Origin of the sequence: Ekhidna sp. (genome assembly GCF_965228795.1) — a bacterium.
In the GTDB taxonomy this organism is placed as follows: Bacteria; Bacteroidota; Bacteroidia; order Cytophagales; family Cyclobacteriaceae; genus Ekhidna.
This window is the reverse complement of record NZ_OZ245839.1, coordinates 1,502,815-1,528,810: the sequence shown is the minus strand read 5'-3', so window position 1 is coordinate 1,528,810 and position 25,996 is coordinate 1,502,815. Positions and strand designations below refer to the sequence as shown.

The following is a 25,996-nucleotide window of genomic DNA, read 5'->3' as shown; positions in this document are numbered from 1 at the left end:
AATTTATTTCATTGTTGATGAATGATAAGTATGAAATGTTGCACCTAGATTTTAAATAAATCTTACTCTCTCAGAATACTCTCCATCTTCTTGCCTCTCGCCAGTTCGTCAATAAGCTTGTCCAGGTAGCGAACTTCCTGCATGAGTGGCTCCTCAATTTCTTCAACCCGAATACCGCACACTACCCCCTTGATTAATTTTCGATTGGGATTCATTTTTGGTGCTTGAGCAAAGAAGTCTTCAAAGTTCGTTTTGTTTTCTAGTACAGCTTCTAACCCTTTCTGATCATAACCTGTCAGCCATTCAATGATGGTATCTACATCCTCTTTCGTTCGTCCTTTTTTCTCTGCTTTGGTGATGTAGTGAGGGTAAACCCCGGCAAAGCTCATGGTATATATTCGATGTTTTACTTCTGCCATTACTTCTATTTTTTAGGTAAATACTTTTTCGGAATCGGATTATCAGCGCGCTCCCCGGTCCAATAAATATTTACAATCCACCATCGATTGCTATCCTTCATCAACTGAATGCTATTGATCCCTCGTGTAAAAGGTTTTCCATCTGATTCACTGCGATATGATTCATACGTACTGAAAATATGTGTGAGAGACCCGAAGGATTCTGTAATCCTGTGAATTTCTTTCTCAAAAAAACCATTTTCCTCCAGCCATGCTCCTGATGTCTCAATATATTGATCAGGGCTCATGACCCGATAGTTAATCTTTCCCTCTTGATTTGGTCCGGAAGGAATCAGCTGAGCATCTTTGGTAAAGAGGTATTTGAATAATTCCCAGTTTCTCTTTTCTCCCGCCTCTCCCGAAATAACCTGATATAGTGTCTCGATTGTTGAATCGAGCGTTTGAACCTTGTCCAGATACTTATCCTGAGCATGGCTTATCGAGGGTAAAATGAAAATTATTAGTAAAAGGAGGATGGTCTTTTTCATCGTGAAGGTTGGTTGTTTCGATAATCAATTTACCAAAAATCCATGAGGCAATCTTCGCATTGTTTCCGTGACTTCTTCAGAAATCATTAACTTAATCGGTCTAACCTTCCTAACACATGAAAAAGATATCCTTACTCCTTTTTTCTGTCCTATTCACAGCCGTTTCTTTCGGGCAATCCGCTCGGGAAAAACTCGAAGAAATTGCCATCATCGATCAAAAGATCATGATGCCAATGAGAGATGGTGTGCGTCTGGCCACAGATATTTATCGGCCTAAGACGGATGAAAAAGTACCCATCATTTTTTCCAGAACGCCCTACAATTTCAATAGCTGGGGAGATGGTGAAGAACGCACTCGAACGTATGAACGAGCCTTAAATGCCGTAGAAAAAGGATTTGCGTATGTGGTTCAAAACGAAAGAGGAAGGTATTACTCGGAAGGGGAATGGGATATTCTTGGGGTTCCTCTGACGGATGGCTATGATGCATTCTCCTGGATGTCAGAGCAAGAATGGAGCAACGGAAAGATCGGAACGCTTGGCTGTTCATCAACTGCGGAATGGCAGATGGCCGTTGCTGCATTGGATCACCCTTCACATGCAGCTATGGTTCCTATGGGTTATGGGGCAGGTGTTGGAACAGTAAATGGGTACTACGAGCAGGGTAACTGGTATCGGGGTGGTGCCTTTCAAATGTTGTTCGCCTCCTGGTTATACAGCGTGGAGCATGATAAGTTCAAACCACGCATTCCTGCAGGAGCAACCCAAGAAGACTTAATCAGAATCTCACGGTTTTACGATCTGGCTCCTGAAAATCCTAAAATAGAAGATATGATGGCAGCCATGTCACATCTGCCTGTTCAGGATATGCTGGTAAACATGGGTGGAAAGCGTGAGATTTTTGATAAAATGATTCGAAGGAAGCCAAATGATCCTGCCTGGTTTGAGGGTGGACTTTACCATGATGATATGGAAATCAACAAGCCAAGTTTTTGGTTTGTCTCGTGGTATGATGTGTCCGTAAGTCCAAATCTGGCACTTTTTAATCATATGCGAAACCATCCGGATAAGGAGGTGGCTGACAATCAATATTTGGTGATTGCACCTACACTACATTGTGGTTATTTCAGAGCTACAGAAAATACCATGGTTGGTGAGATGAGCGTAGGTGATGCGCGTAATAATTATGATGAAATGATCTATGGCTGGTTTGATCACTGGCTCAAGGAGGATGGCAAAAGTGATTTTCTGGAAGACCTACCGCGTGTGCAGTATTACCTGATGGGAAAGAATGAGTGGAAGACCTCCAATACCTGGCCTCCGAAAGAAGCTACCATGACTTCCTTCTTTTTGGATAGCGATGGAAACGCAAACAGTCTGTTTGGAGACGGTAGGCTTTCTCTCAGTCCTCCGAAAAAACCCAGTCAAGACAACTACACCTACGACCCACACAATCCAGTATTCTCATATGGCGGAAATGTCTGCTGCACTGGTAACGCGATTGAGGCCGGAGCTCGGGATCAGCGAGAAATGGAAACACGAAACGATATTCTTGTGTACACTTCTGATCCGTTGGCAGAAGGTATTGAAGTTTCGGGATTCATAGAAATGTCCTTGTATGTTTCATCTGATGTGAAAGACACAGATTTCACCATTAAACTGATTGACGTACACCCGGATGGAACTGCTTACAATCTGGATGAAACCATCCAGCGGGCACGGTATCGTGAGGGTTACGATAAGGAAGTTTTTATGGAAGAGGGAGAAGTTTACAAGATCGATCTTACACCACTATCGACAAGTAATTACTTTAAGAAAGGTCATCGGATACGAATCGAGGTAGCCAGCAGTAACTTTCCACGATTCATGCGAAACCTGAATACCGGAGGAAATAACTATGATGAAACGGAAGGTGTTGTAGCTCACAACACTATACATCATTCAGCAGAATATCCTTCTCAGATTAAGCTGCCGATTGTAGGTAAGGTGAGGATTGAGAATCGGTAATTTGATACGTTTAAAAAAAGGGTAACCAAATACGGCTACCCTAATCACATCCGGGGATCGGATGTACCACCTTAGTCATGTTTAAACCATAGCTACTATCATTATTCTTTGATCTGAAATGTGCGTGAAATGTTGAATCCAAAATGGATTTCACCGTCAAAAAAATCGTTATTTGTTTCTGTCAAAAATCCTTTAGGAACCATAGCAGTAGCATTGGTAAACTGCAATTGAAATACGTGACCACCTGTTTCAATATCAACTCCTACGGCAATTGGGTTAAAAGCAGAATTATTTATTTTTTGAGTCATATAATAGTACTCTGCTACTAACGCTACTCTTTGTGAAAGCTTAACTCTTCCTCCAATCCCCAATCCAAATGCATCATTATTGATGTCATCCTCGGCAATCAAATTTTTATGAACCCAGGTTGGCATAACTTGCATGGAAACGCTTGAACTTAGTTTTCTGGCGATAAGTAACTGATGAGTATTCGCAAGTTTATCAGTAAACCCTAAATCCAATTCCGGATTTCGTAGCGTTTTAACCGACATAGAACTAAACCAGGTGATGGATATTGGTGTATTTGTAGATCCATTCATTTGTCTTAGCAACCTGAACTTTACAAATCCATCATAAGTCTTTTCAAAGGAACTCCTACCTAATCCAATGTAGAGTCTATCAGAAAGTGCATACTCTAACCCAAATCTCACCGTTGCATTGTCTAACCCAAAAAGCTCATAACTACCTCCATCAATGGTTCCAAATCGATGAGAAATGATAAAGTCCATAACTCCTTTCTTCCTTGTCTCTATCGAATGGCCGTTGATAACTCGTGTTCCTTTAAAAGTAGCCTCAACAATCGTTGCTTCTTCTGATTGCTCGTCTTCTACTAAGGAGAGCAAATCATCCTGTGCAAATGCACTACTTGAAACAAGTATGAGTACTAATATTAAATACTTCATTACTTTTTGATGAAATTGAATGACACATCTACATCCACAACTTCGGCAATATTCTTAATCACCAGCTTGGGTATTTTGATTTTATGATCCTCTAAGGCTACTTTAAAAAAAGTATTTGCTCCAATTGTATTTTCTGAGATCTCGAACGTTACGTCACTCACAATTGGTCTTTTCACTCCATGAATTTCGAGTTCCCCATTAGCTTTTGCTGTAATGACTCCTGGCTTGGAGAAATCATAAGATGAGAAGTCAACAATTTTACCCTTAAAAGTGGCTTTAGGATACTTTTCCGACTCCAGGTAGTTTTCATTAAAATGCTCCTCCATTAAGCTTTTTTCAAAATGAAAATTCTTAATAAACATGGATACTGCCACAGTTCCTTTATCGAGATCAATCGCTCCTATTGCTTTTTCATTGGTGGCTTCAATGTCTTCCAATGGGGCTTCTGAAAAGAAATGAGCTACGCCCTTTTTGTCGATCAATACATTTTGTGCAACTGCGACCTTTGTTGATATCAGCAATGCAGCAACTATAGTGAACGTGTGTAAATAAGTCATTATTAATGTGTTTAAAGTGGATTTATTAATTATCTAGTGCTCCATCGTCTACCCAGCAAGCGATGAGATCGATTTGTGTTTGGGTAAGGGTTCTACCTCTTGGCATGGACCCATTTCCAGTTCTTGCCTTAATTCTGCTTGCACTGGATTGAATGGTACTAAATGTTCGAAGGTCAGGAGATACACTCCCATTGTGGCACCCGGAAATGGCACAGTTAGTCTCAATGATTGCTTTGATTGAGTTTTCGTAGCTTACTCCTGTTAAAATATTTACAGATTCAGAAGTCTCACATCCTGTGGCATCCATTACTGCTACATTGTATGATCCGTTACTCAAGTCAGAGAATATACTGCTTGACTGTGAAGCTCCTCCATTAATTGAATAAGAGTAAGGCTCTATCCCTCCTGATGCTTCTACCTCGATACTTCCCTTAGAGGTACCGCATGATGTATTCGAAACACGAACATCATCAAGGTTTACGCCTTCTTCATTTTTGATCGAAACTTCAATTTCAGATGAACAACCAGTGGAATCTGTTACTACAACCAGGTAACTTCCAGCTGCCAATTGAGTAAAGTTTCCATTAGCATTCGTCTCAAATTCTGTAGAAAATGTATAAGGGTTAGACCCTCCCGATACATTTAAGCTGAATGATCCATCAGAAGACCCACACGTAGCATCAGCTACTGCATTTATCTCCACTTGAACTGGATCAATAGTGCAATCAACCTTTGGTCCTATTTGGTCAGACGTACACGAAATGATAGATGATAATAAAACAATTAAAACCAGTTTTTGAATGGTGCTGCTCATAGTTCCTATAATCAATTTTGATCATACAAAACTAGAATTGAGTAGCAGCTGTAGCGAGAACAAATCCGCCAAGAGCTAGAACAAAACCGTCATACTAACACTAATCCGACATTATTTAGTGGAATTGATCGAAGAAGGACTGATTCCAAACTCTTTCTTAAAGCTTTTTGCAAAATAAGATGGGTTATTAAAGCCTGTCATGTAGGCAATTTCGGAGATGCTTTTACTAGTATGTTGTAGCAGCTCCTTTGCCTGATGAAGCCGTACACTTGAGATGAGCTGAATGGGTGACTTGTTTGTAATGGCTTTTAACTTTCGTTGCAACTGGCGCTCACTAATCCCGACTTCCTTACATAGCATGTCAACGCTAAACTCCTCTATATTATGATTCTTTTCAATAATATCGATAATACCATCCAAAAATTCATCATCTCTCAAAACGGGCGTTTGAATTTCATCAGGATTAGACACAAAATACAATGCTGTGTTATCTATCATCCCCGGAATCGATAGGTTTCCATATTCAGAAAAAGAAACATCAGCACCGGAAAGCAAATACTTAACGGCCTGGGAGACCAAAATTTGATTAAACTTGGCTTCTTTGAGAAGTGCGTCAACAAATTCTTTATTACTGAGGTTGATCAAATTGCTTCCACTAAATGCACCCTCTTTCATGTCAATTGCGATAGCTAGATCTATTGACAAGCTCTTCATGAAATTGATTAAATCCATTCCACAATTGACCGCCTTACTGGGACCATCGAACGTCGAAATAAATGACAGACCATCGAACCGGGTGTTCTTGCCTTTCCCTTTTTTGATAATCTCTTCAATCAATTCTTTCACATTCGAACTTTCATCATTACCACCTTTAAGTTTGCCTGCTACAATTGTAAAAAGTCTTTCATCGTGCTTTTGCTCAGGCTCAATATCATTCAAAAATCCTTCAATTTCATTTAGCACCTCCCTGGTATTGCCCACCCAAAAAAGGTGATCTTGCCCCTCTAATTCAACAAATTTTGAATTTTCTATTCGATCTGCAATAAATCTTCCTTCTTCAACCTTAACATCAATATCGTGTGTTCTTTGCATGATCAAAGCAGGCACTTTTATTGAACCTAGGATATTAATGATATCGACCTGTGTGTTCATTTTAGTTAAAACCATAGCGGCACTGGGGCTTGCCCCTGACCTGAAATAATTAGATAACCATTCCATGAATTGTTTATCTTTTGCTTTGGATGGTGCTAAGGATTCTAAATTCATATCACCGCTTCCCCAGCTATTTTCAATCATGTCATACACCACTTGTCGTTCTTCATCAGTTGGAGCCCATGGATAATCTTTGCTGTACCTACGCTTAGCAAAAATCCCAAAAGAAATCATACCCAGAGTTCGGTTAGGATAGGTGGCTGCAAATAATGCCGATGCTGAACCACCTTCAGAGTGGCCGAATAAAACTGCTTTTTCTGATCCAACCGCATCCATGACAGCCCGTATATCATCCATTCGCTCTTCTAGCGTGGAAAACTCAACCAATCGATCGGACAGCCCGGTTCCTCTCTTGTCGAAGAGAATCACACGTGCCATTTTTCCCAGTTCCAGTAAGAAGTTGACTAATTCCGGGCACGCCCACATTAAGTCAATATTGGATACCCATCCGGGTATATAAACCAAATCTTTGGATCCTGAACCAAAAACCTGATAAGCTATATTGATGCTTCCACTTTTCGTATACTGGGTGATCGGCTTCATGGGGAGGTAATAATCTATGAATAAACATAGCTATCAGCTATCACTCTTTTTAGCAATCACATAGAAAAAAAACGGACACTTACATTTTATTATTGATGACTATCAAAATTTGTTCACATGAAATATCATTTAATGCGATCCAATCGACCTTTTTTCTTCACAATATTTCTGTAATCCCACTGGATCTTTTTTGACTTTTCCAGCCATCGTTTCAGATCATCTAAATCGATTTGATCTACTGAAGTGTAGCGAATGGAAGCATCTTTGAATTTTCCGGCACCTGGTATTAAATCATGCTCATCAAAATCTGCTCCACTCCAAAACATCAATCGGATGCAATCCTTCAATTTGCTGTAACCAACCGTGGGATTTCTATCTAAAAACCAAACCGGATGTCCATGCCAGATTTTGCTTTCTGCTTCAGGCAGATGCTTATTAATGGTCGTCATAAGCAGATGACAGATTTCCTGATCTTCTGAAGACTGAGCCTTATTGAATACGCTAATTTCCATTGTTCAAAATGCTCTAACCATTAAGAAAGCAATCTTCATTTGTGAACCGAACAACCAAAAGTTCACGAGACTTCATTGCCCTTTGATCACAATTACATTCTCTTCTTCTATTTTGTTGGAATTGATTCTTATAATGTAGATACCATCTTTAAAATCGCTCATATCCATTTGGTAGGTATTCTCAATGCGCTGCAGGTAGACATCCGATAAAATTGACCCTGTCAAATTCATAACTGTTAAATGTGCCTCTTCTATAGCCTCGGGAAAAGAGATATTGACCAAACCTTCATTTGGATTAGGGAATACCTCAATCGTCTCAATAGAACTTGATCCAAGAACCTGATTAACAGTAATGGCAATTGTGGCGGATGCAATTCCACCGTTCCCATCATTTACCTCTACAACCAGATCAAATGAGGGAGTTGTCTCAAAGTCCAATGCCGAAGCACTATTTACTGTCAGCTCGCCTGAGCTACTGCTTATTGCAAATGCGGAGCTTGTGTTGCCGGATGTGATTGAATAAGTAAGTGGGTCTCCATCATCATCAGAGGCTACCACTGTACCAACTACTGTGCTCATTGCGCTGTTCTCATCAACAGAAAACGTTTGATCAGCGATTATCGGGTCGGTGTTACTTATCTCATCAATATCATTGAGGTTCACTGTAATTATTGCAGAGGCGAATCCCCCATTTCCGTCATTTACTTCAACTGTCAATCCAAAGGATGGGGTCGTTTCAAAGTCCAATGCCGAAGCACTATTTACTGTCAGCTCACCTGAACTACTGCTTATTGCAAATGCGGAGCTTGTGTTGCCGGATGTGATTGAATAGGTAAGTGGATCTCCATCATCATCAGAGGCTACCACTGTACCAACTACTGTGCTCATTGCGCTGTTCTCATCAACAGAAAACGTTTGGTCAGCGATTACCGGGTCGGTATTACCTGTCTCATTAATATCATTGAGGTTCACTGTAATTGTGGCAGACGCGAATCCCCCATTTCCATCGTTTACTTCAACTGTCAATCCAAAGGATGGGGTCTTTTCAAAATCCAATGCCGAAGCACTATTTACTGTCAGCTCACCTGAGCTACTGCTTATAGTAAAAGCCGAATTTGTATTACCGGAAGTTATTGAATAGGTAAGTGGATCTCCATCATCATCGGTGGCTACCACAGTGCCAACCACAGTACCAAAAGCACTGTTCTCATCGAGGGAAAATGTTTGGTCAGCGATTACCGGGTCGGTATTACCTGTCTCATCAATATCATTGAGGTTCACTGTAATTGTGGCAGACGCGAATCCCCCATTTCCATCGTTTACTTCAACTATCAATCCAAAGGATGGGGTTGTCTCAAAGTCCAATGCCGAAGCACTATTTACTGTCAGCTCGCCTGAGCTGCCGCTTATAGTAAAAGCCGAATTTGTATTACCGGATGTGATTGAATAAGTAAGTGGGTCTCCATCATCATCAGAGGCTACCACAGTGCCAACCACAGTACCAAAAGCACTGTTCTCATCGAGGGAAAATGTTTGGTCAGCGATTACCGGGTCGGTATTACCTGTCTCATCAATATCATTGAGGTTCACGGTGATCGTTGCAGTAGCGGACCCACCATTTCCGTCAAATACTTGGACAAGTAAGTCAAATGATTGGATCGTCTCAAAATCCAGGACTGTAGGGCTATTCACTGTTAATTCACCTGAATTATTATCAAGTGTAAATGCAGAATTAGTATTTCCAGAGACGAGCAAGTAAGAAACGGGATCGCCATCTTCGTCGGTAGCCTGGACAGTCCCGACTAAAGTTCCAAAAGCACTGTTTTCATCGAGTGAAAATGCCTGAGCACTGATCACCGGATTTTCGTTGGTGTTTGTTACCGTTACAGTGATCAGCTGAATTGAGCTTTCAAATCCATCGGAGGCAGCAACCTCTATCTGATAAATATTATCCCCATTGGTGTCAACGGGATTTTCGTAATCGGGTGATACATTAAATGTCAACACTCCATCTGATGAATTGACATTAAACCTACTTATATCCGTGCCACCGACCAGTGAATACATGATCCCGGCATCCTCATTTCCGCCATCGCCATTGTTGGCGTTTACATCGATAACATCACTTACACTATTCTCTATAAAGTCGACAGAGGAAGAGGATGTAAATACAGGAACCTCATTAATATTGGTAACAGACACTGTAAACGTTGCATCGGTCGTATTGATTCCATCACTCGCCGTGACTTCTAACTCATAGATGTTATCTGCATCCGTGTCTTGAGGATTTTCATAGTCTGGTGCCGAAAGAAAATCCAATATCCCAGTGCTACTACCAATTGTGAAAAAACCTTGATCATCACCTCCCAAAGAGTATGTAATATCTTCGTCGACAATTCCTCCATCACCATTTGTTGCCGTAACTTCCACAACTGAATTGGTAGAATTTTCCTCAAAGTCAATGCTGGATGAAACGGTTATGATTGGTGGTTCGTCTTCATTGATTACCGTTATGGTAATAGACAGTACTGAAGAATTAACCCCATCATTGGCGGTGACCTCTACCAAATAAATATTATCCTGATTGGCATCAGTGGGTGACTCATGGTCTGGTGAAGTAGTAAAAGCAAGTTCACCACTTACTGAATTTATACTGAATAGTGTCTCATCATCACCTCCTGAAATTGAATAGGTAACTCCAGCATCCGAAGCTCCACCGTCTCCGTCATTGGCATCTATATCTATTGGATCGGTGGAATTTTCCAAATAGTCGAAAGTCGAAGAGGTAATAAAAATCGGCGATTCATCTATGTTTGTGACATTAATAACAATGGATTGATTAGTTCCATTTACTCCATCCCATGCGTTGACCTGAATCTCATATTCATTATCACCATCGTCATCTTGAGGATTTTCAAAATCTGGTGTCGTAGTAAATGTCAAGAAGCCATTGTCATTGATAGTGAAATCGAACTGATCCACTCCTCCATTGATCGAATAGGTAATACCTGAATCTACAGCTCCGCCATCCCCATTGTTGGCATCTACATCAATAACAACGATGCTACTATTTTCCTCGAAACTGGTAGAAGTCGCTGATATAAATTCCGGAACCTCATTGACATCCACAACTGTAATAGACAATGCCTGTGTGGTGATGTTCGTACCGTCATCAGCGTCTATTTCCAGCTCATAGTCATTGTCTGTATCCATATCAACCGGATTTTCGAAATCGGGAGATGACTGGAAGGTCAACTCCCCTATAGAAGCATCAATTGCAAATAGTGATTGATCTACCCCTCCACTGACTGAATACGTTATACCATCATCATTATTGCCATCATCTCCATCCGTTGCATTGACATCCAAAATTACCCCAGTCCCGTTCTCATCGAAGTTGGCCGTAGTGGAAGAAGAAAAGACCGGATTCTCATTAACATCTGTAACTGAGATGATAATGTTCTGATCAGCAGTGTTTACACCATCGCTGGCTGTCACTTGCAATTCATAATCATTATCGCTATTGGCATCTGCAGGACTTTCAAAGTCAGGCGCTGCATTGAAGGTGACTTCTCCTGTATTAAAATCAATACTGAAATCTGTGTCATCAGCACCACCCGAAAAGGAATAGGTAATACCCGTGTCTACTATTCCCCCATCACCATCACTGGCATCCACATCAATTACGACACTGGTAGCATTTTCATCAAAGTCAGCTGCGACAGCAGAAACAAAAACGGGATCCTCATCCACATCATTGACCATAATGGTAATCATCTGAACGGTCAGGTTATTCGCACTGCCACCATCATCTGCGGTCACCTCCAGAAGATATTCGTTATCAGTGTCAAAATCATCAGGATTTTCAAAGTCAGGACTGGAAATAAAGGAAATCAGTCCATTCGCTGGATCAATTGAAAAGTCATCCTGATCAAGCCCACCTGTTATGGAATAGGTTATGCCATTATCATCGTCTCCACCTTCACCATTGCTTGCATCAACATCGAGAACGGTTCCTATTTCGTTTTCATGCACCTCGGTGTAAGTTATTGAATAGAATGCCGGAGCGTTATTATCATTGAAATTTATCCCAATGTCACTACTGGCATTCGTTGTGTTTACGATTGATGAAGCACTATTACTCGTAAAAGCAGCATTTTCAAAGGTAAATTCCAGATCACCGACATTGGCGTTACTTTCATGAGCGCTGGCATTACCTGTGAGTGTTAACGAAGCAGTGCTACCGTTAGAAGAAACGTGTAATTCAGGGGTTAGTCCAGAAGGAAGCCCGGAGATCGAAAAATGTGTTGGGGATATCAGGGTACCTCCCTGATTGGTAAATGTCTCCCCCCTTAATACAATCGTTAAATCCCCATAAACAGATCCATCATTTTCTAGTGTTTCGGAAAAATCGGAGGAACCAAAACTGAACTGTTCGATAGGCTCATCAAAGGGTGGGCTGGGGTTTTTACCTGATATATACATTTTAGTGCCTTCTGAATTGATGTATATACCATAGGGTTGCATATCGTAATAAGATATGTCTTTATCGGTATCATAGGTCACACCGGAGGTGACATCAAATGGAGATTCTAATAGATATTGAAAAATTTTTTCTTCATTGTAATCGAGAACAAACAATTTTGAACCTCCGGGCGAAAAAGCAAGATCATACGAAAAATCCGATTCATTGGATAGATCAAATGAGTTCCCATCGTAAGTAACTCCACTTGTAATATCAAATGGTGATGAGAGGCTGAATTGATTGATTTCATCTTCAATATATCCGACAATATACATTTTGGTTCCATCATGATTAAAAGTAAGTCCAGTTGGATTAGAATTCTGAGCACTAACATCCAATGGATCATCGTCATAACTAACCCCGGTAGAAATATCGTATGCACTTGTGAGACTATACTGGAATACCATATCATCTACTCCTGCCCCAAGTACAAAGAGTGTCATTCCATCTGAACTAAATGCCAGACCAGTAGGTGAAAACACCATGTCTGTAACTGATACATCCAAAGTGGCATCATGACTAACGCTTGACGAAACATCAAAAGCGGAAGACAATGTATATGAATTAATTTCCTTCGCACTCCCTGCTGAGCCACTGCCAACAACAAACATACTGAGCCCATCAGAGCTGAAAGCAACACCTTCAGGATTTGCCTCCTCAGCTGAAACGCTGTACTCAGTTTCATGCCCCACTCCAATGGTGGCTACATCATAGGGTATTTGCATACTGACCTGGTGTATATAATTACCAAACCCAAGACCAGCAACTAACAACTTTGATCCATCAGGAATAAACTCAATATCATTGATCGATGTTTCGAATGTGGATACATTCAATGAATTATTCTGCTCGGTTACACCGGATGTTATATCAAAAGGATTCGCAATGTGATATTCGATGATTTCGCTTCCGCCTGCCGTGAACATGCGAGTTCCCGATTTGTTAAATGTGATTCCATTGGTCGCATCGGCTGGAAATGGAGATCCATCAAAAGTCATTCCTGAAGTCACATCAAATGGAGTCGACAATGAGTACTGATTTACTTCTTTTGGTGAAGTTCCACTTATGAAGATTTTCATTCCATCTCGACTAAATGCCATTCCTCTTGGGCCTCCATTTTCCGAAATTAAAGAGGTGGAATTTCCATCATACGTGAAGCCGAGTCTAATGTCGAACGGGCTATTCAGCGTATATTGACTAATTGAAGTCGTTCCAAGCACATACATCTTCATCCCATCTTTGCTGTACTCAACGTCTGCAGGATAGGAAGTCTGAGCCGCTACTGATCTCGTTAAATCAAAGGTAATTCCACCTGCTAAGTCATAAGGTGTATCAAGAATGTATTGGGCGATTGCATCCAAAGTATTGGTTGAGGTAATAAACATTGTACCATCATTATTGAAAGTCAGTCCAAGGGGTTGATAAGTAGATGTAGCATCAAAAGTGTAGTCAAGCTCTGCACCTATTTCGATTCCAATGGATCGCTCAAAAAATAGTTCTGGCGCATCAATAAATCGAATGGATATACCACTTCCTTCAGCTGTTGCATTAGTGAAGATACTGGCATCTCCTTGTGTAAAGGCAGCATTATTGAACGTGAACTCAAGACTTCCTATCCCATCTGCACTTCCATGTGTACTTGCAGTACCTGAGATAGTCAAAGTAGCAACTAAGCCATTATCATCAATGGTCAGCGTTGATGTCAGCCCAGCCGGGAGATTACCAATCGAGTATTCTACACCATGTGTGAACGTACCTCCGGCATTGGTAAACGTATCTCCTGAAATTCCAATGACAGCAGATCCTGAAACAGTTCCATCGTTGGCAACAGATTCATGAAAATAGCTGCGCAATTTGTATTGGTTGATTTCATCATCGCCCAGACCCAGAATCAACATGTTGACTCCATTCGAAGTGATGAAAATATCTGTTGCGTTTGACTCTTCTGAAGATATATCTAACGGACTGCCTGCAAATGTTACTCCGGTCGTAACATCAAAAGCACCATCGAGATAATACTGGTTGACTTCATCACCGGCTTCATCCACAATAAACAACCGCGTGCCGGTTGCATTGAAAGCTATCCCTCTCGGACTTCCATTTTCTAACGAAAGGCTCAAGCTTCCTTCGTGCGAAACCCCGGACGTAATATCAAAAGGATTGGAAAGGGCATATTGATTGAGTTCATCATCACTATTACCTATCACATACATTCGGGTCCCAACAGTGTTGAAAGCAATACCTATCGGAAGGCCGTCTTCTCCAGACAGATCAAATGGACTTCCATCATGGGTTACACCAGTGGTAATGTCGAACGGCTCGTCCAAGCTGTACTGATTGACCTCTTGTCCGATTGAACCAACTACGAACATTTTGGTACCGTCCGTATTAAAGGCTACATCTTGTGGGAATGTTTCCTCACCCGAAACATCCAACGGAGAACCATCGAAAGAGACACCTGATGTAATATTGAAAGGAGAGGTAAGGGTATATTGATTTATGTTGGCATCTAGTCCGGTAACATACATTTTTGTTCCGTCAGGATTAAAAGTAAATCCAGCCGGGACTGATAGCTGTGATGAGACATCAAAGGTGCCCTGATGACCCACTTCGGTTGCTACCGTAATGTCAGTGGTTGGACCAAATGTCAGGTAGCGTTCGTTGAAGTCAATGCCGAAGTTGGTGCTTTCACCAACTGCGTTTCCAAAATCTGAGGCATCAGAGTTGGTAAAGGCCGCATCCGTAAAAGTGAATTGAATATCAGTTACGTCATTCCAGACAGTTGCATTCCCACTAAAGGTGAGTGTGGCAAACGTTCCTGAACCATCAACAGTGATGATAGACGTCAATCCTGACGGGACATTGGCCAATGAGTAATGAGTCGTCTCTGTGAGTGTACTCCCCGCATTCACGAACGTATCTCCATTCAAAGAAATGACAATACCCCCTGTCACGGATCCATCACTTGTGCTACTCTCCTTAAATGCCTCCCCGCGACTGAACTGCGAAATTCCATCCTGCCATGCCAAATAGATTTTGGTGTTATCAGGACTCATTGCAAACGCAGTTCCAACACTTGTAAGTCCGTCAGAGAAATCCACTGGATCAGCAGTTAACGATGCACCGGAAACAACTTGATATGGAGATGATAACTCATAGTGTAGAATCTCCTTATTGTCCAGTACGTACATATTCCTCCCTCCGGCATCAAATACCATCCCTCCTGGTCCGATCACATCCCCGGATATATCGAGTTCACCACTGAGGGTAAAGCCACCAGTAATATCGTAAGGAGTGGTAAGTTCGACTTGGGATATAGCATCATCTAGATCGCTATTATTGTGCAACACAATAAGTCGGGAACCATCCTTATTGAATTGTAATACCTGAGGATAGTAAAATCCAAAACCATTGTCCAATGTAACATCAGAATCAATCTGAAAAGGGGATGCCAAATCGTACTGACTAATCGAAACGGAATTGAAATAGGGTATGTACATCCTGTTACCATCAGCGCTAAAAAGCACATCACGACTTCCCAAAGCAATCCCATCATCGAATGCATTCCCAGAGCTACTAAAACCTGAAGTAATATCATAGGGGGTGGTCAGATCAAATTCGTAAACTATGCTTGTCAGACGGGCGTTCAGATACAGTTTTGTTCCATCATTGTTGAACCTGAGACCTCCCCAGACACCTGTGGTTGCAGATAAATCCTGGGATCCGTCAAGTGTAAAATCCGAGAGATCTACCTGTTGTGAATAGTTTAACGTTTGTGCTATGCTGAATGAACTAACGATCATTATAGCCAGTGTGGTGAGCGAGGCTAGTTTCATTGTAATATATGTCTAGTTGATATTTAATTTATAAAAACCTTCCCTCAAATCAAAATCATCTCTTTCTGATCGTCTTGATTTTCAGTACTTTACACGTCATTAAGTGAGATCACAGACTAAGTCTTTGTTAAGAATTACGAATGCCTTTTCAGATCAATTAATTGATAGTATTCAATTGAAATCCATTCTTCCTAAAACGCGTACTAATTACAAATGAGTGAGCAATCCCTATATCATCAGCTGGTTCATTCGGAGCTGCAGGAATGGAAGACGCAGATGCGGAAAAAACCTTCTTTTTGGAATAAGACCACCAAGAAAGTACAGAAGAAAATAAATAATATCATTCCGGAAAAAGTACATCGTGCCATCACTAGAGCAATAAAGGAAATTACTCGTGGGGTAATTTTTGGCTCAGGATTTACTACCAAAAAAAGAAGAGAGGTTCCTTCACTGGAAGAAATTGAATCCAAAGTGAAAGAACGGATCAACTTCTATTCCTCCTCCGCGGCTGTTGAAGGAGCAGCAACTGGTTTTGGTGGTTTTCTACTCAGCATGGCTGATTTCCCATTATGGCTCACATTGAAAATGAAGATGCTTTTCGAAATAGCTTCTCGATATGGCTATGATACAAGGGACTACAAGGAACGAGTGTATATCCTTTACATCTTTCAGCTAACTTTCTCAAGCCAGCAACATCGAAACATGATCTTCGAAAAGATGGAAAACTGGACGATTACTAAAGATGAACTTCCGGACGATCTCCACGCTTTTGACTGGCGAACATTCCAATTGGAGTATCGAGATTATATTGACCTGGCAAAGCTGTTGCAGCTTATCCCAGGTGTTGGTGCCATTGCAGGAGCCTTTGTCAATCATAAACTCACAAATAAGCTAGGTAAGACAGCTATGAATGCTTATAGGATGAGGCATGATCGATTTAAAGAGATAAAACTTCTGGCTGGATAAGAGGTTATCATTTAGCTTAAAATATTATCTCGAAAGATCAAGCCAATCAGGGATAGCCTCATGTCCATTTTTCTCGACCCTTTCTATGACATTCTTTAGAACCTTCGCATCATATTCCATCCAATCAATTTGCTTTCGAATCTTTAGGTTTTCATCGAAGTAAAGCCATATGGTAAAATCCATTCCCCATTCTGAGTCGATGAGTTGATCGTAGTAATAAAAAGGATTGACCCTACCCCTGCCCACTGCTATGCTATCATTAGCTACCAACGAATATAGAGTGAGATGCTTTTGATCTGGTGTGAGTTTTCTGAAATCATCACCTTCTACATCCCAGTTGTAAAAACGTTTAAATTGCCAGAGGCTATCTAGCTTAAGCTGAAGCGTGATATCCTCAAATTCCAGATCCTCTCGGTAAAACGAGCAAAATTTCTCCCAATCTTTTCGCTCGGCGAAGGTTTCAAAAAAATCTTTCGCTGTTTGCTCAACTCGTATCGCACGATCGTCTGCCTCATTCTTTGAGTTAGGATTGCAAGAAATAAATATGGCAGACACAAAAAATACCTTCAAAATAGAATTGAGCTTAGGAGTTCTCATTGGGTTTGTAGTTAAAATAGGTTGAAGTTTTATCTCCTCACGCAATTGCAGGAATTCGGGTTACAACTTTGTGATATAACCGCAGGTGATCTGATATAATTTAATATTGATGGAAATCAAACCACTTCTGATAAGTACATTCATTCCTTATTTTTATCTTTAAATAAACACGGATGACACCTATGAAGATAACCCCCGAAAACAAAGCTATCCTCCTGGAAGCACTGGAAGATATGATGTATAAGCTATCACTTCAGCTAGATGAATTAAAGGGTGGTCCACTAGACAAACAAAGAAAGGAGCTGACTAAGAAACAGGCTCACGTTGAAAAGTTACAGCATCAAATATCCATTGCATAGCCATGTCCAGTTTTAAGATCCGTCCAAGATTTAGACATGTCATAGTAGGCAAAAAGGAAGAGATTGAAAACACCCTTTTGATTGGAGTAAAAGCTAAAACTGAAACATTTATCTCTAATTATCTTCCTGGACACTTATACATCAAAATCCACCCAAAGGAACAACACTTTTGGTCTCCTCAACTGCACCTAACATTTGAACAGGAAGAAAATCATGTCATTGTCCGAGGATTATATGGGCCTAACCCTACCGTATGGGCCATCTTTTTCTTTAGCTATGTGGCTATTGGGCTATTGTCTCTCTTCCTTGGCATGTGGGGACTGACCAGGTTGAGCCTCGACATGGACGCTTCTATTTTATGGGCACTTCCTGTTTTCGGAATAATTGCGCTTATACTTTATTTCTCAGCTCAGGCAGGACAAAAGCTTGGTGCCCAACAGCTATTTGACATCCATCATCTCTATGAAGACCTTATCGGCAAGCATGTAAAAGTGGAGTGATATGACTTGCTACCCCACCATCTCAACCTGTACCTGCTCAGCACTGGAAAACGGCTGATGGTAATAGCGCTGGCCAGTTGCCTGATACAATGCATTGGCCAATGCCGCTGATATCGGCGGCAAAGATGGTTCTCCAAGACCCGTTGGATCAATTCCATTCTCAACGAAATGTGTCTCGATCTCAAGAGGTGCTTCGCTGTTTCGAATGAGCTTGTATCCATTGAAGTTTTCCTGCTGAGGTTTGCCATCTTTAAAAGTAAGCGTGCTGTACATTGCATGTCCAATCCCGTCAATGATACCTCCCTGGATCTGATTCAGAGCACCTTCTTTATTGACCACTATTCCACAATCCACTGCACACCAGACTTTCTTGATTTTAAGGTCATTGCCAACCTTTTCAAGGTCGATCACCTGTGCGACATATGAATTATGACAGTAGTAAGCTGACACCCCTCGGTAAACGTTTGGCATCTCAGTTCCCCAGTTTGATTTCTCACGAACAAGTTTCAATACCCCCGCATATCTTTCCGGATCATAGTCATTGGTTTCTCCAACCGGATCGTTGATAGCTCGATCAAATAGATTAAGTCTAAACTCTATTGGATCTTTGCCTGCGGCTTCTGCCACTTCATCCATAAAGGATTGCTCAGCTCCCGCAATAAAGTTTGATCGGGGAGCACGCCATGCCCCTGTCGAAATATTCGTTGGAATACGTACACGTTCTACTTTGAAGTGATCAATTGTTCCCGCCGGAAATCTATGCGGGAATAGCGGATCACTCGGAATTCCTGCACCTTTCGCCTGCCAGGAAAGTAAATTACCATTCTCGTCCAATGAAGCTGTATAGGCTACACGATATGCAGGTCGATATGTACCTTGAGTCATATCATCCTCACGGGTATACACCAGCTTAATTGGAGCCTGCATTTTTTGTGAAATAGCAGCTGCTTCCAATCCGAAATTTCCATACAGCCTTCTTCCAAAACCTCCTCCCATGCGCGTCATCTGGATGGAAACCTGATCTTCTGTCATCCCTAACAGATCCATCGCCGATAACCGAAGATACTCCGGTGTTTGAATAGGACCGACCAGCTCTGCCTTGTCTGCCGTAACATTAGCGAAGAAATTCATAGGCTCCATGGTATTGTGAGCCAGAAAAGGAGCACTAAAAACACTCTCTACCACTTTTGCAGCTTTCATTAAAACCTGATCCGGATCACCATCTTTTCTCATTACCTCTCCGGGTTTTTCTAATCCTTCAACCAACAAACGGTTATGATCTTCACTGCTTTCTGCAGGCGTTTCCTGCTCCCATTCCACTTTCAATACTTTCTTCGCTTTCATCACCTGCCAGGTGGATTCACCCACCAATGCAATTAATTCAGTAAACGCATTTGTATCTGACCATTGCTTTTCTTTAGGTTCTGTATTGACCACAATCACATCTTTGATTCCGGGCATTGATTTAGCCTCAGAAGCGTCAAACGATTTCATCTTCATACCAAAGGCCGGAGGATGAACAATCATAGCCGTGAGCATTCCTTCCTGCTCATAATCCAATCCAAAAAGGGGCTTACCGGTTACTATTTGCTTAGCATCAACGTTTTTGATATTTCCACCGATTAGCTTGAAATCAGCATTGTCTTTTAAATCGACCTCATCAGGAATATCTAGAGTAGCAGCTAATGAAGCTAAGGCTCCATACCCAATTTTTTTGTCGCTGGCGGCATGGATCACTTCCCCCATACTTGTCGTCAATTCACTTGCAGGTACTTCCCATTGTTTTGCGGCAGCTTCCATCATCATTCTTCGTCCGGTTGCTCCTGCCATCCGAAGACCCTGCCATCCATGACGAATCGATTGACTTCCTCCGGCTAACTGACGGTTGTATTTTACTGTATTTAAATCCGCTTGCTCTACAATCACATTTCTCCAATCAATATCCAGTTCCTCAGCTACGATAACCGGCATGGAGGTTTTTACATTCTGGCCGATCTCGGGATTGGGTGAGTAAATGGTGACCGTTCCATTTTCACCTATTTTGATGAATGCATTGATATCAAACCATTCTTCAGGGATCTGAGCATATTCTTCCTTGGGTGATGAACAAGAAGCTAGCCAGTTAAATCCCAGCATCATACCCCCTCCTGCTGCTGCAGAGAGTTTCATAAATGAACGGCGATTGATTTGTGTTCTAATGAGTGTCATAATGAATTTCTTTAAGGTTAGTTAGGACATTTTAGAGGCTGCCGTCTTAATCGCCTGATTGATACGGATATAAGTACCACATCGGCAAATGTTTCCATTCATCGCCTGGGAAATTTCCTCGTCCGAAGGATTTGAATTCTTTTCAAGGAATGCTGCCGCATTCATAATCTGACCTGCCTGGCAATAGCCGCATTGCGGAACATCATGTTCGAGCCACGCTTCCTGAACCGGATGATCTCCGTCTTTTGACAATCCTTCGATGGTTGTCAGCGACATGTCTTTAACTGCAGAAATGGGTAACGAACAAGAGCGAATCGCATTCCCATCCGCATGAATGGTGCAGGCACCACATGAAGCGATTCCGCACCCAAATTTCGTTCCGACAAGTTTTAGATGATCTCGCAAAACCCATAAAACGGGGGTATCCGAATCCACGTCTACCTGATGAGTTTTACCGTTTACTTTAATTGAAAAAGCGGCCATGTTGGTTTCATTTTTTGGTAAGGCCATACAAATTAGTGAATTTCTATTCCAATGTCCAGACCACTTATGTGGACGGTTGATCCATTGCAATAATTTCAGCTTAATTTTATTTCAATGATTCAAAGAGCCTATCTGGACAATAATGCAACTACCCCCACTGATCCACGAGTGGTAAATGAAATGCTTCCTTACTTTTCTGAGAAGTATGGGAATGCCTCCAGTCGCAACCATGCGTACGGATGGGAGGCGAAGGAAGCCGTGGATCACGCACGAGAACAGGTTGCCGATTTGATTGGAGCCAATCCAAATGAGATCGTATTCACCTCGGGAGCTACAGAATCCAACAACCTGGCTTTGAAAGGCTTGTTGAATGAAGGGGATCACTTCATCACCTGTGCTACGGAGCATAAAGCCATTCTTGATCCTGCTGAATCTCTAAATACTAAAGGAATTAATGTTGATATCCTGCCAGTTCAATCTGATGGATTGCTTGAAATCAAAACACTTAAAAAGGCAATTTCTGATAACACCAGATTGGTAAGCATCATGATGGCCAACAATGAAACTGGATGTATCCAACCTATCAAAGAACTTTCAACTATCACTCATTCCAATCAGGTGCTATTTCATACGGATGCGACTCAGGCTGTAGGTAAAATGCCAGTTGAGGTAAATGATTTAGGCATTGACCTAATGTCATTCTCAAGTCATAAAATGTATGGCCCAAAAGGAATTGGCGCACTCTACATTCGAAAAGGGTCAAAGGTTCAGCCGCTCATTGAAGGAGGCGGACATGAACAAGGGATCCGCTCAGGCACTTTGAACGTTCCGGCTATTGTGGGATTCGGTAAGGCATGTGAATTGTGTAAACAAGAAATGGAAGAAGAGGCTAGAAGAATTAATATTCTCAGAGACAAGCTGGAGCAATCTTTATTATCCATCGATGGAGCGCAGCTGAATGGTGGAATAGAAAACAGGCTTCCGAATGTAACCAACATCGCTTTTTCTGGGGTTGATGGCGAACGATTGTTGCTTTCACTCAATGGAGTGGCCGTTTCTCAGGGATCAGCATGCACATCTGCTGTGGTCGAACCTTCGCATGTATTAAAGTCCATGGGCATTCCTGATCAGTTGGCAAACTCCTCGCTTCGTTTTAGTCTGGGTAGGTTTACTACTGAAGATGAAATTGATTTTACCATACAAAAAGTACAGCAGCAGTTCACAAGCTGAGGACATGAGAGAATTAAAAACCATCATCGAAGCGTACAAGGAAGCTACCGCAGAGGGAATAAAGACCGTGCTTGCAACGGTAGTTCATGTGGATGGCTCTTCGTATCGACGACCCAGCGCAAGGATGTTGGTAGACGAACATGGGATCACGACCGGCGCTATCAGTGGTGGCTGTTTAGAAGGAGATGCGCTTAGAAAAGCCTTGCATGCATTGGTTCAAAACAAAAATGTACTGATCTCTTATGACACCAGCGATGAAGCAGATGCAGTGGTGGGCGCTCAGCTAGGTTGCGAAGGAGTCATACAGGTACTTTTTGAGCCGCTGGATGCTGAAAATACAATGAATCCGCTCAAGCTTTTGGAGCAAATCATCGATTCACAAAAACCTTATGTCATGGTTACCCTATTTAATCTCAAAAACAAAAGAGGAGATCAATCAGGGTGTACGTTACTCCTTGAGGAAGGTGAAAAAATTACCGGATCGATCGACAATCAGAAGCTTTGCGATTCCATACTTAAAGACGCAAATATCGTCTTCGAAGAAAAGCGATCGCTATTCAGGGCTTACAAGGATAATCAGACAACTCAAAACGCATTTATTGAGTACTTCGCTCCAGCTGTTTCGTTAGTAATTGTTGGTGCAGGGAATGATACACAGGGGTTGGCACTGATGGCTGAAACGCTTGGATGGAATATCTATATCGTGGATGGCAGACCATCCCATGCGTCTGAATCACGATTCACCTCCTCGTGTCAAATCATTGTGGCGAAACCGAAAGAAGCGCTTGAAAACATTCCCATCAATGAGCAGACGGTCTTTGTGCTCATGACGCATAATTATCACTATGACCTTTCTATTCTGGAGTGCCTTCTTCCATATGAACAAGTACCTTACATCGGGATTTTAGGACCGAAGAAGAAGTTCCAACGTATGGTGGATGAACTGAAAGAAAAAGGCATTGAAATCTCACAAGAACAACAGGATCGAATATACGCGCCTATCGGTTTGGAAATTGGGGCTGAAACACCCGAGGAAATAGCTATTTCTGTGTTGGCGGAGATCAATGCCGTTTTGAATGGTACCAAAGGAACCTTTCTTCGAGACAAGCAAGGACCAATCCATACGAAAGAGAACACCCAATTTGACACCCTAAAGATTTGAAAGCGAATGGAGATATCGGACTCATGATTTTGGCTGCCGGTGCTTCCAGCAGGTTGGGTCAACCAAAGCAACTGGTCAAATTTGAAGATAAACCGCTACTCCAACACACTTTAGATATCGGACAAGAAGTTAATGTGCAGGAACGCGTGCTTGTTCTTGGTGCAAAAAGCGAGCTCATTCAAGAGGTCATAATTCCAGGAACATTTAGCATCATTCATAATTATGAATGGGACAAAGGCATGAGTACCTCCATTCACGTCGGATTGAAAAGTCTTGAAGGTAAGCACACCAACCTTAAACATGTGATCATCATGTTATCCGATCAACCGTATGTAACTATTGAAATCATCAATCAATTAATAGCAAGTCAGGATGCAGCTGAACCATGTATAACGACTTGCTCATACGCGAATCAAATGGGTGTTCCGGCTATTTTCAGTCATCATTTCTTCGAAGATTTATTAAAGTTGACTGGAGATCAGGGGGCCAGAAAACTCATTCAGCAAAAACTAGATTGTGTGCGAACGATACCATTCAGTAAAGGAGCCATTGATATCGATACTCCGGATGATCTAGAAAAGCTGGAATGAATCCTGATTCTAACTTTATCAAGTTTTGCAATAAGAAGATACTGAAACAAGTTCAGTATGACTTCTTGGTTAGAAAGTAGAATAGAAATACTAGACATTCTGAATTTATTCCGTCGTGGAACAGTCAGAATCTAAACTTGATAAAAGTTAGAATTAAAGATCGTGTAGATCTTTCTCAACCAATAAAATCAATTCACTTCCATCCGTTAGTGACAGTTTAGTTTCCATGGATAGCTTTTCTGAATGAAGCCAGTCGTGAGATTCCATTTCTGGAATAGCAATCCTCAGGCTGTTCTTATCAAAAGAAGCCAGAAAAGATTCGCCAATTTCAAGTTGATAGATCAGTCTTTCCGCGCCCGGGAAAAGGAGCTCGTTTCTCACACTTCCATGTTCTTTTAGTTCCTGAATGTCCTGCTTACCTAAGCGAATACGAATGGATGAATGATTGATTCTTAGTTTCATTATGAGCTAAGCTTGCTAGCAGTTAGTCAATATCCCCTTCAGGGGATTATAGGGGTGTTTTTGAAAATTCACAATGAGTAAATTTATCATAAAACACCCTCCTAACCTCAGAAACGTCGGTCCGGCCTCAAGGGAGGAATTTCATCTTAAAATCTTTTAATGGAGCTTCTGATTGTGCAATTTCTACATTTTATTTCTTAGAGCTCACGTTTACTTATGCTAGAACAAATGAATAGGATACACTTCTCCTTCATTGAAAATGGACTTCTCTGCCGGCAATTCAATAAAGCCATCCGCCAATGAAAGACTGACTAAGTCTCCCGATCCATTGCCCTTTATCGGTGTGGCGATCAGTTCACCTAATTCGTTTTTAACGGAAACCGAGGCAAAGAATGTCAGTTCTTTTTCAAACTTGATTTCTCTACCCAATTTGGCATGCTGATTTTGGACTTTCATTTCCAATGATGATTGCAACCAATGCCTGCAGTAGACCATGAAACAGGCAAGTGTAGACACTGGATTCCCCGGGAATCCGAATACGGTAGTGGATTCATTGCTACCAAACCAAAGTGGTTTTCCCGGTCGCTGCATTACCCGATGAAAATGCTTTTTCACACCCAGTTCTTCCAGCACTTCCGGGATGTAGTCTCTCTTACCTTTAGAGACCCCTCCACTCATCAGAATAAGGTTATAGGATTTCAGTATCTCACCAATTTCACGTGTGACTTCCTTCTTGGAATCGTTGATATGAAAGATGGTGAAATCAATGCCTGCTTTCTTTAAGAGCGTTGCGAGTGTATGAATATTTGATTTACGAATCTGATGCGATAAGGGGGTTTCATGGGGCTCGACCAATTCATCTCCCGTAGAAATCAAGGCAGCTTTGGGTAATCGCCTGACCTTTACCACCACTTTACCAACAGAAGTCAAAATGCCTACATCACCAATGGTGAGTTGCTTTCCGGCAGGAATCAATACTGTTCCTGCCTCTGAATCCACCCCCTGTGGATGAATGTTTTGGCCTTGGCTTACCTGCTCAAGATTAACAGTCGCAAGATCGTTTTCAATAGTTACATCTTCATACCTGATCACCATATCGGCCCCTTTCGGAACCACTGCTCCGGTCATGATTTCTAAGCATGTTTCGGGAGTCAATTCCTGCTGAGGCGCACCGGCAAATTGCTCACCGCTCACCGGAAACGATCGCATTCCTTTTTCCCAGTCGCTCATTGATATAGCTATCCCATCCATTGCCGCCCGATTGAATGGAGGAAAGTCGCGATCTGCCATCACATCCTCATCCAATATCCGTCCTACCGACTGGTCAAAAGGTATTACCTCTGATCCAAAGGACCCTTTGTGTTGTTCAATGATGGCTAATGCTTCTTTTACTGGTATCATTTTATCTTATTTCAATTATTTATTCCCCCTCCTTGGAGCGGTTCGACGCATCGAGGTTAGGGGTGGGTTTCTGGTTTGAAATGATTCAAAACAATAGTTTTCAAACCCAACGCTGCGGTTCCTAA

20 protein-coding genes are annotated in these 25,996 nt (G+C 41.7%); 7 read left to right on the top strand and 13 right to left on the bottom strand.

Going from position 1 to position 25,996, the window contains the following annotated elements:
• Window positions 1-62: 62 nt before the first annotated feature.
• Window positions 63-419 carry a DUF2200 domain-containing protein gene (locus ACQK2H_RS07080; protein ID WP_425390758.1) on the bottom strand — a complete coding sequence of 119 codons (357 nt, stop codon included), beginning with the start codon at window positions 417-419 and terminating at the stop codon, window positions 63-65.
• A 5-nt stretch (window positions 420-424) separates the two neighbouring features.
• Window positions 425-946 carry a hypothetical protein gene (locus tag ACQK2H_RS07075; RefSeq protein WP_425390757.1) on the bottom strand — a complete coding sequence of 174 codons (522 nt, stop codon included), beginning with the start codon at window positions 944-946 and terminating at the stop codon, window positions 425-427.
• Window positions 947-1,062: 116 nt separating this feature from the next.
• Here ACQK2H_RS07075 and ACQK2H_RS07070 point away from each other — a divergent pair, with 116 nt between their 5' ends.
• Window positions 1,063-2,952: a CocE/NonD family hydrolase gene (locus ACQK2H_RS07070; protein WP_425390756.1), complete on the top strand. Its 1,890-nt coding sequence runs from the start codon at window positions 1,063-1,065 to the stop codon at window positions 2,950-2,952.
• 101 nt (window positions 2,953-3,053) lie between these two features.
• On the opposite strand, the gene ACQK2H_RS07065 is transcribed toward ACQK2H_RS07070, so the two are convergent.
• The 6 genes from ACQK2H_RS07065 to ACQK2H_RS07040 all read right to left on the bottom strand — a co-directional run bounded on the left by ACQK2H_RS07065 (window position 3,054) and on the right by ACQK2H_RS07040 (window position 15,913).
• Entirely contained in the window at window positions 3,054-3,914 is an 861-nt protein-coding gene (locus ACQK2H_RS07065) for a DUF5777 family beta-barrel protein (RefSeq protein WP_425390755.1), read from the bottom strand.
• The gene (locus ACQK2H_RS07060; protein WP_425390754.1) at window positions 3,914-4,471 is read right to left on the bottom strand and encodes a YceI family protein; all 558 of its coding nucleotides are present in this window, start codon (window positions 4,469-4,471) and stop codon (window positions 3,914-3,916) included. The genes ACQK2H_RS07065 and ACQK2H_RS07060 overlap by 1 nt, the downstream gene beginning before the upstream one ends.
• A gap of 25 nt (window positions 4,472-4,496) precedes the next feature.
• Window positions 4,497-5,285 (bottom strand): SprB repeat-containing protein, encoded by a 789-nt coding sequence (locus ACQK2H_RS07055; RefSeq protein ID WP_425390753.1) that lies wholly within the window; start codon window positions 5,283-5,285, stop codon window positions 4,497-4,499.
• Between the two features lie 111 nt (window positions 5,286-5,396).
• Window positions 5,397-7,040, bottom strand: coding sequence for an alpha/beta fold hydrolase (locus ACQK2H_RS07050; RefSeq protein WP_425390752.1), 1,644 nt, complete (start codon window positions 7,038-7,040; stop codon window positions 5,397-5,399).
• 125 nt (window positions 7,041-7,165) lie between these two features.
• Window positions 7,166-7,552 carry a DUF1801 domain-containing protein gene (locus ACQK2H_RS07045; protein WP_425390751.1) on the bottom strand — a complete coding sequence of 129 codons (387 nt, stop codon included), beginning with the start codon at window positions 7,550-7,552 and terminating at the stop codon, window positions 7,166-7,168.
• A 72-nt stretch (window positions 7,553-7,624) separates the two neighbouring features.
• Complete coding sequence (locus ACQK2H_RS07040; protein ID WP_425390750.1) at window positions 7,625-15,913, bottom strand: cadherin domain-containing protein; 8,289 nt, start codon at window positions 15,911-15,913, stop codon at window positions 7,625-7,627.
• Window positions 15,914-16,126: 213 nt separating this feature from the next.
• Between ACQK2H_RS07040 and ACQK2H_RS07035 the strand changes: the two genes are divergently transcribed.
• On the top strand, window positions 16,127-16,879 hold the full coding sequence (locus ACQK2H_RS07035; RefSeq protein ID WP_425390749.1) for an EcsC family protein: 753 nt from the start codon (window positions 16,127-16,129) through the stop codon (window positions 16,877-16,879).
• 24 nt (window positions 16,880-16,903) lie between these two features.
• Here ACQK2H_RS07035 and ACQK2H_RS07030 read toward each other — a convergent pair whose 3' ends face one another.
• Window positions 16,904-17,476 (bottom strand): hypothetical protein, encoded by a 573-nt coding sequence (locus tag ACQK2H_RS07030; protein ID WP_425390748.1) that lies wholly within the window; start codon window positions 17,474-17,476, stop codon window positions 16,904-16,906.
• Between the two features lie 182 nt (window positions 17,477-17,658).
• Between ACQK2H_RS07030 and ACQK2H_RS07025 the strand changes: the two genes are divergently transcribed.
• On the top strand, window positions 17,659-17,835 hold the full coding sequence (locus ACQK2H_RS07025; protein WP_425390747.1) for a hypothetical protein: 177 nt from the start codon (window positions 17,659-17,661) through the stop codon (window positions 17,833-17,835).
• A 2-nt stretch (window positions 17,836-17,837) separates the two neighbouring features.
• Window positions 17,838-18,335, top strand: a complete 498-nt coding sequence (locus tag ACQK2H_RS07020) for a hypothetical protein (protein WP_425390746.1) — start codon at window positions 17,838-17,840, stop codon at window positions 18,333-18,335.
• 9 nt (window positions 18,336-18,344) lie between these two features.
• On the opposite strand, the gene ACQK2H_RS07015 is transcribed toward ACQK2H_RS07020, so the two are convergent.
• On the bottom strand, window positions 18,345-20,543 hold the full coding sequence (locus tag ACQK2H_RS07015; protein ID WP_425390745.1) for a molybdopterin cofactor-binding domain-containing protein: 2,199 nt from the start codon (window positions 20,541-20,543) through the stop codon (window positions 18,345-18,347).
• A 21-nt stretch (window positions 20,544-20,564) separates the two neighbouring features.
• The gene (locus ACQK2H_RS07010) at window positions 20,565-21,026 is read right to left on the bottom strand and encodes a (2Fe-2S)-binding protein (RefSeq protein WP_425393130.1); all 462 of its coding nucleotides are present in this window, start codon (window positions 21,024-21,026) and stop codon (window positions 20,565-20,567) included.
• Between the two features lie 114 nt (window positions 21,027-21,140).
• Between ACQK2H_RS07010 and ACQK2H_RS07005 the strand changes: the two genes are divergently transcribed.
• The 3 genes from ACQK2H_RS07005 to ACQK2H_RS06995 are packed head-to-tail and all read left to right on the top strand — an operon-like array spanning window position 21,141 to window position 24,008.
• Window positions 21,141-22,256, top strand: coding sequence for a cysteine desulfurase family protein (locus ACQK2H_RS07005; protein WP_425390744.1), 1,116 nt, complete (start codon window positions 21,141-21,143; stop codon window positions 22,254-22,256).
• A complete protein-coding gene (locus tag ACQK2H_RS07000) occupies window positions 22,207-23,418 on the top strand; it encodes an XdhC family protein (RefSeq protein ID WP_425390743.1) in 1,212 nt (403 codons plus the stop codon). The genes ACQK2H_RS07005 and ACQK2H_RS07000 overlap by 50 nt, the downstream gene beginning before the upstream one ends.
• Window positions 23,415-24,008 (top strand): nucleotidyltransferase family protein, encoded by a 594-nt coding sequence (locus ACQK2H_RS06995; RefSeq protein ID WP_425390742.1) that lies wholly within the window; start codon window positions 23,415-23,417, stop codon window positions 24,006-24,008. Before ACQK2H_RS07000 ends, ACQK2H_RS06995 begins: the two co-directional genes overlap by 4 nt.
• A 153-nt stretch (window positions 24,009-24,161) precedes the next feature.
• Here ACQK2H_RS06995 and ACQK2H_RS06990 read toward each other — a convergent pair whose 3' ends face one another.
• A complete protein-coding gene (locus tag ACQK2H_RS06990; protein ID WP_425390741.1) occupies window positions 24,162-24,470 on the bottom strand; it encodes a DUF7009 family protein in 309 nt (102 codons plus the stop codon).
• A gap of 219 nt (window positions 24,471-24,689) precedes the next feature.
• Window positions 24,690-25,871, bottom strand: a complete 1,182-nt coding sequence (locus ACQK2H_RS06985) for a molybdopterin molybdotransferase MoeA (protein WP_425390740.1) — start codon at window positions 25,869-25,871, stop codon at window positions 24,690-24,692.
• Window positions 25,872-25,996 lie beyond the last annotated feature (125 nt).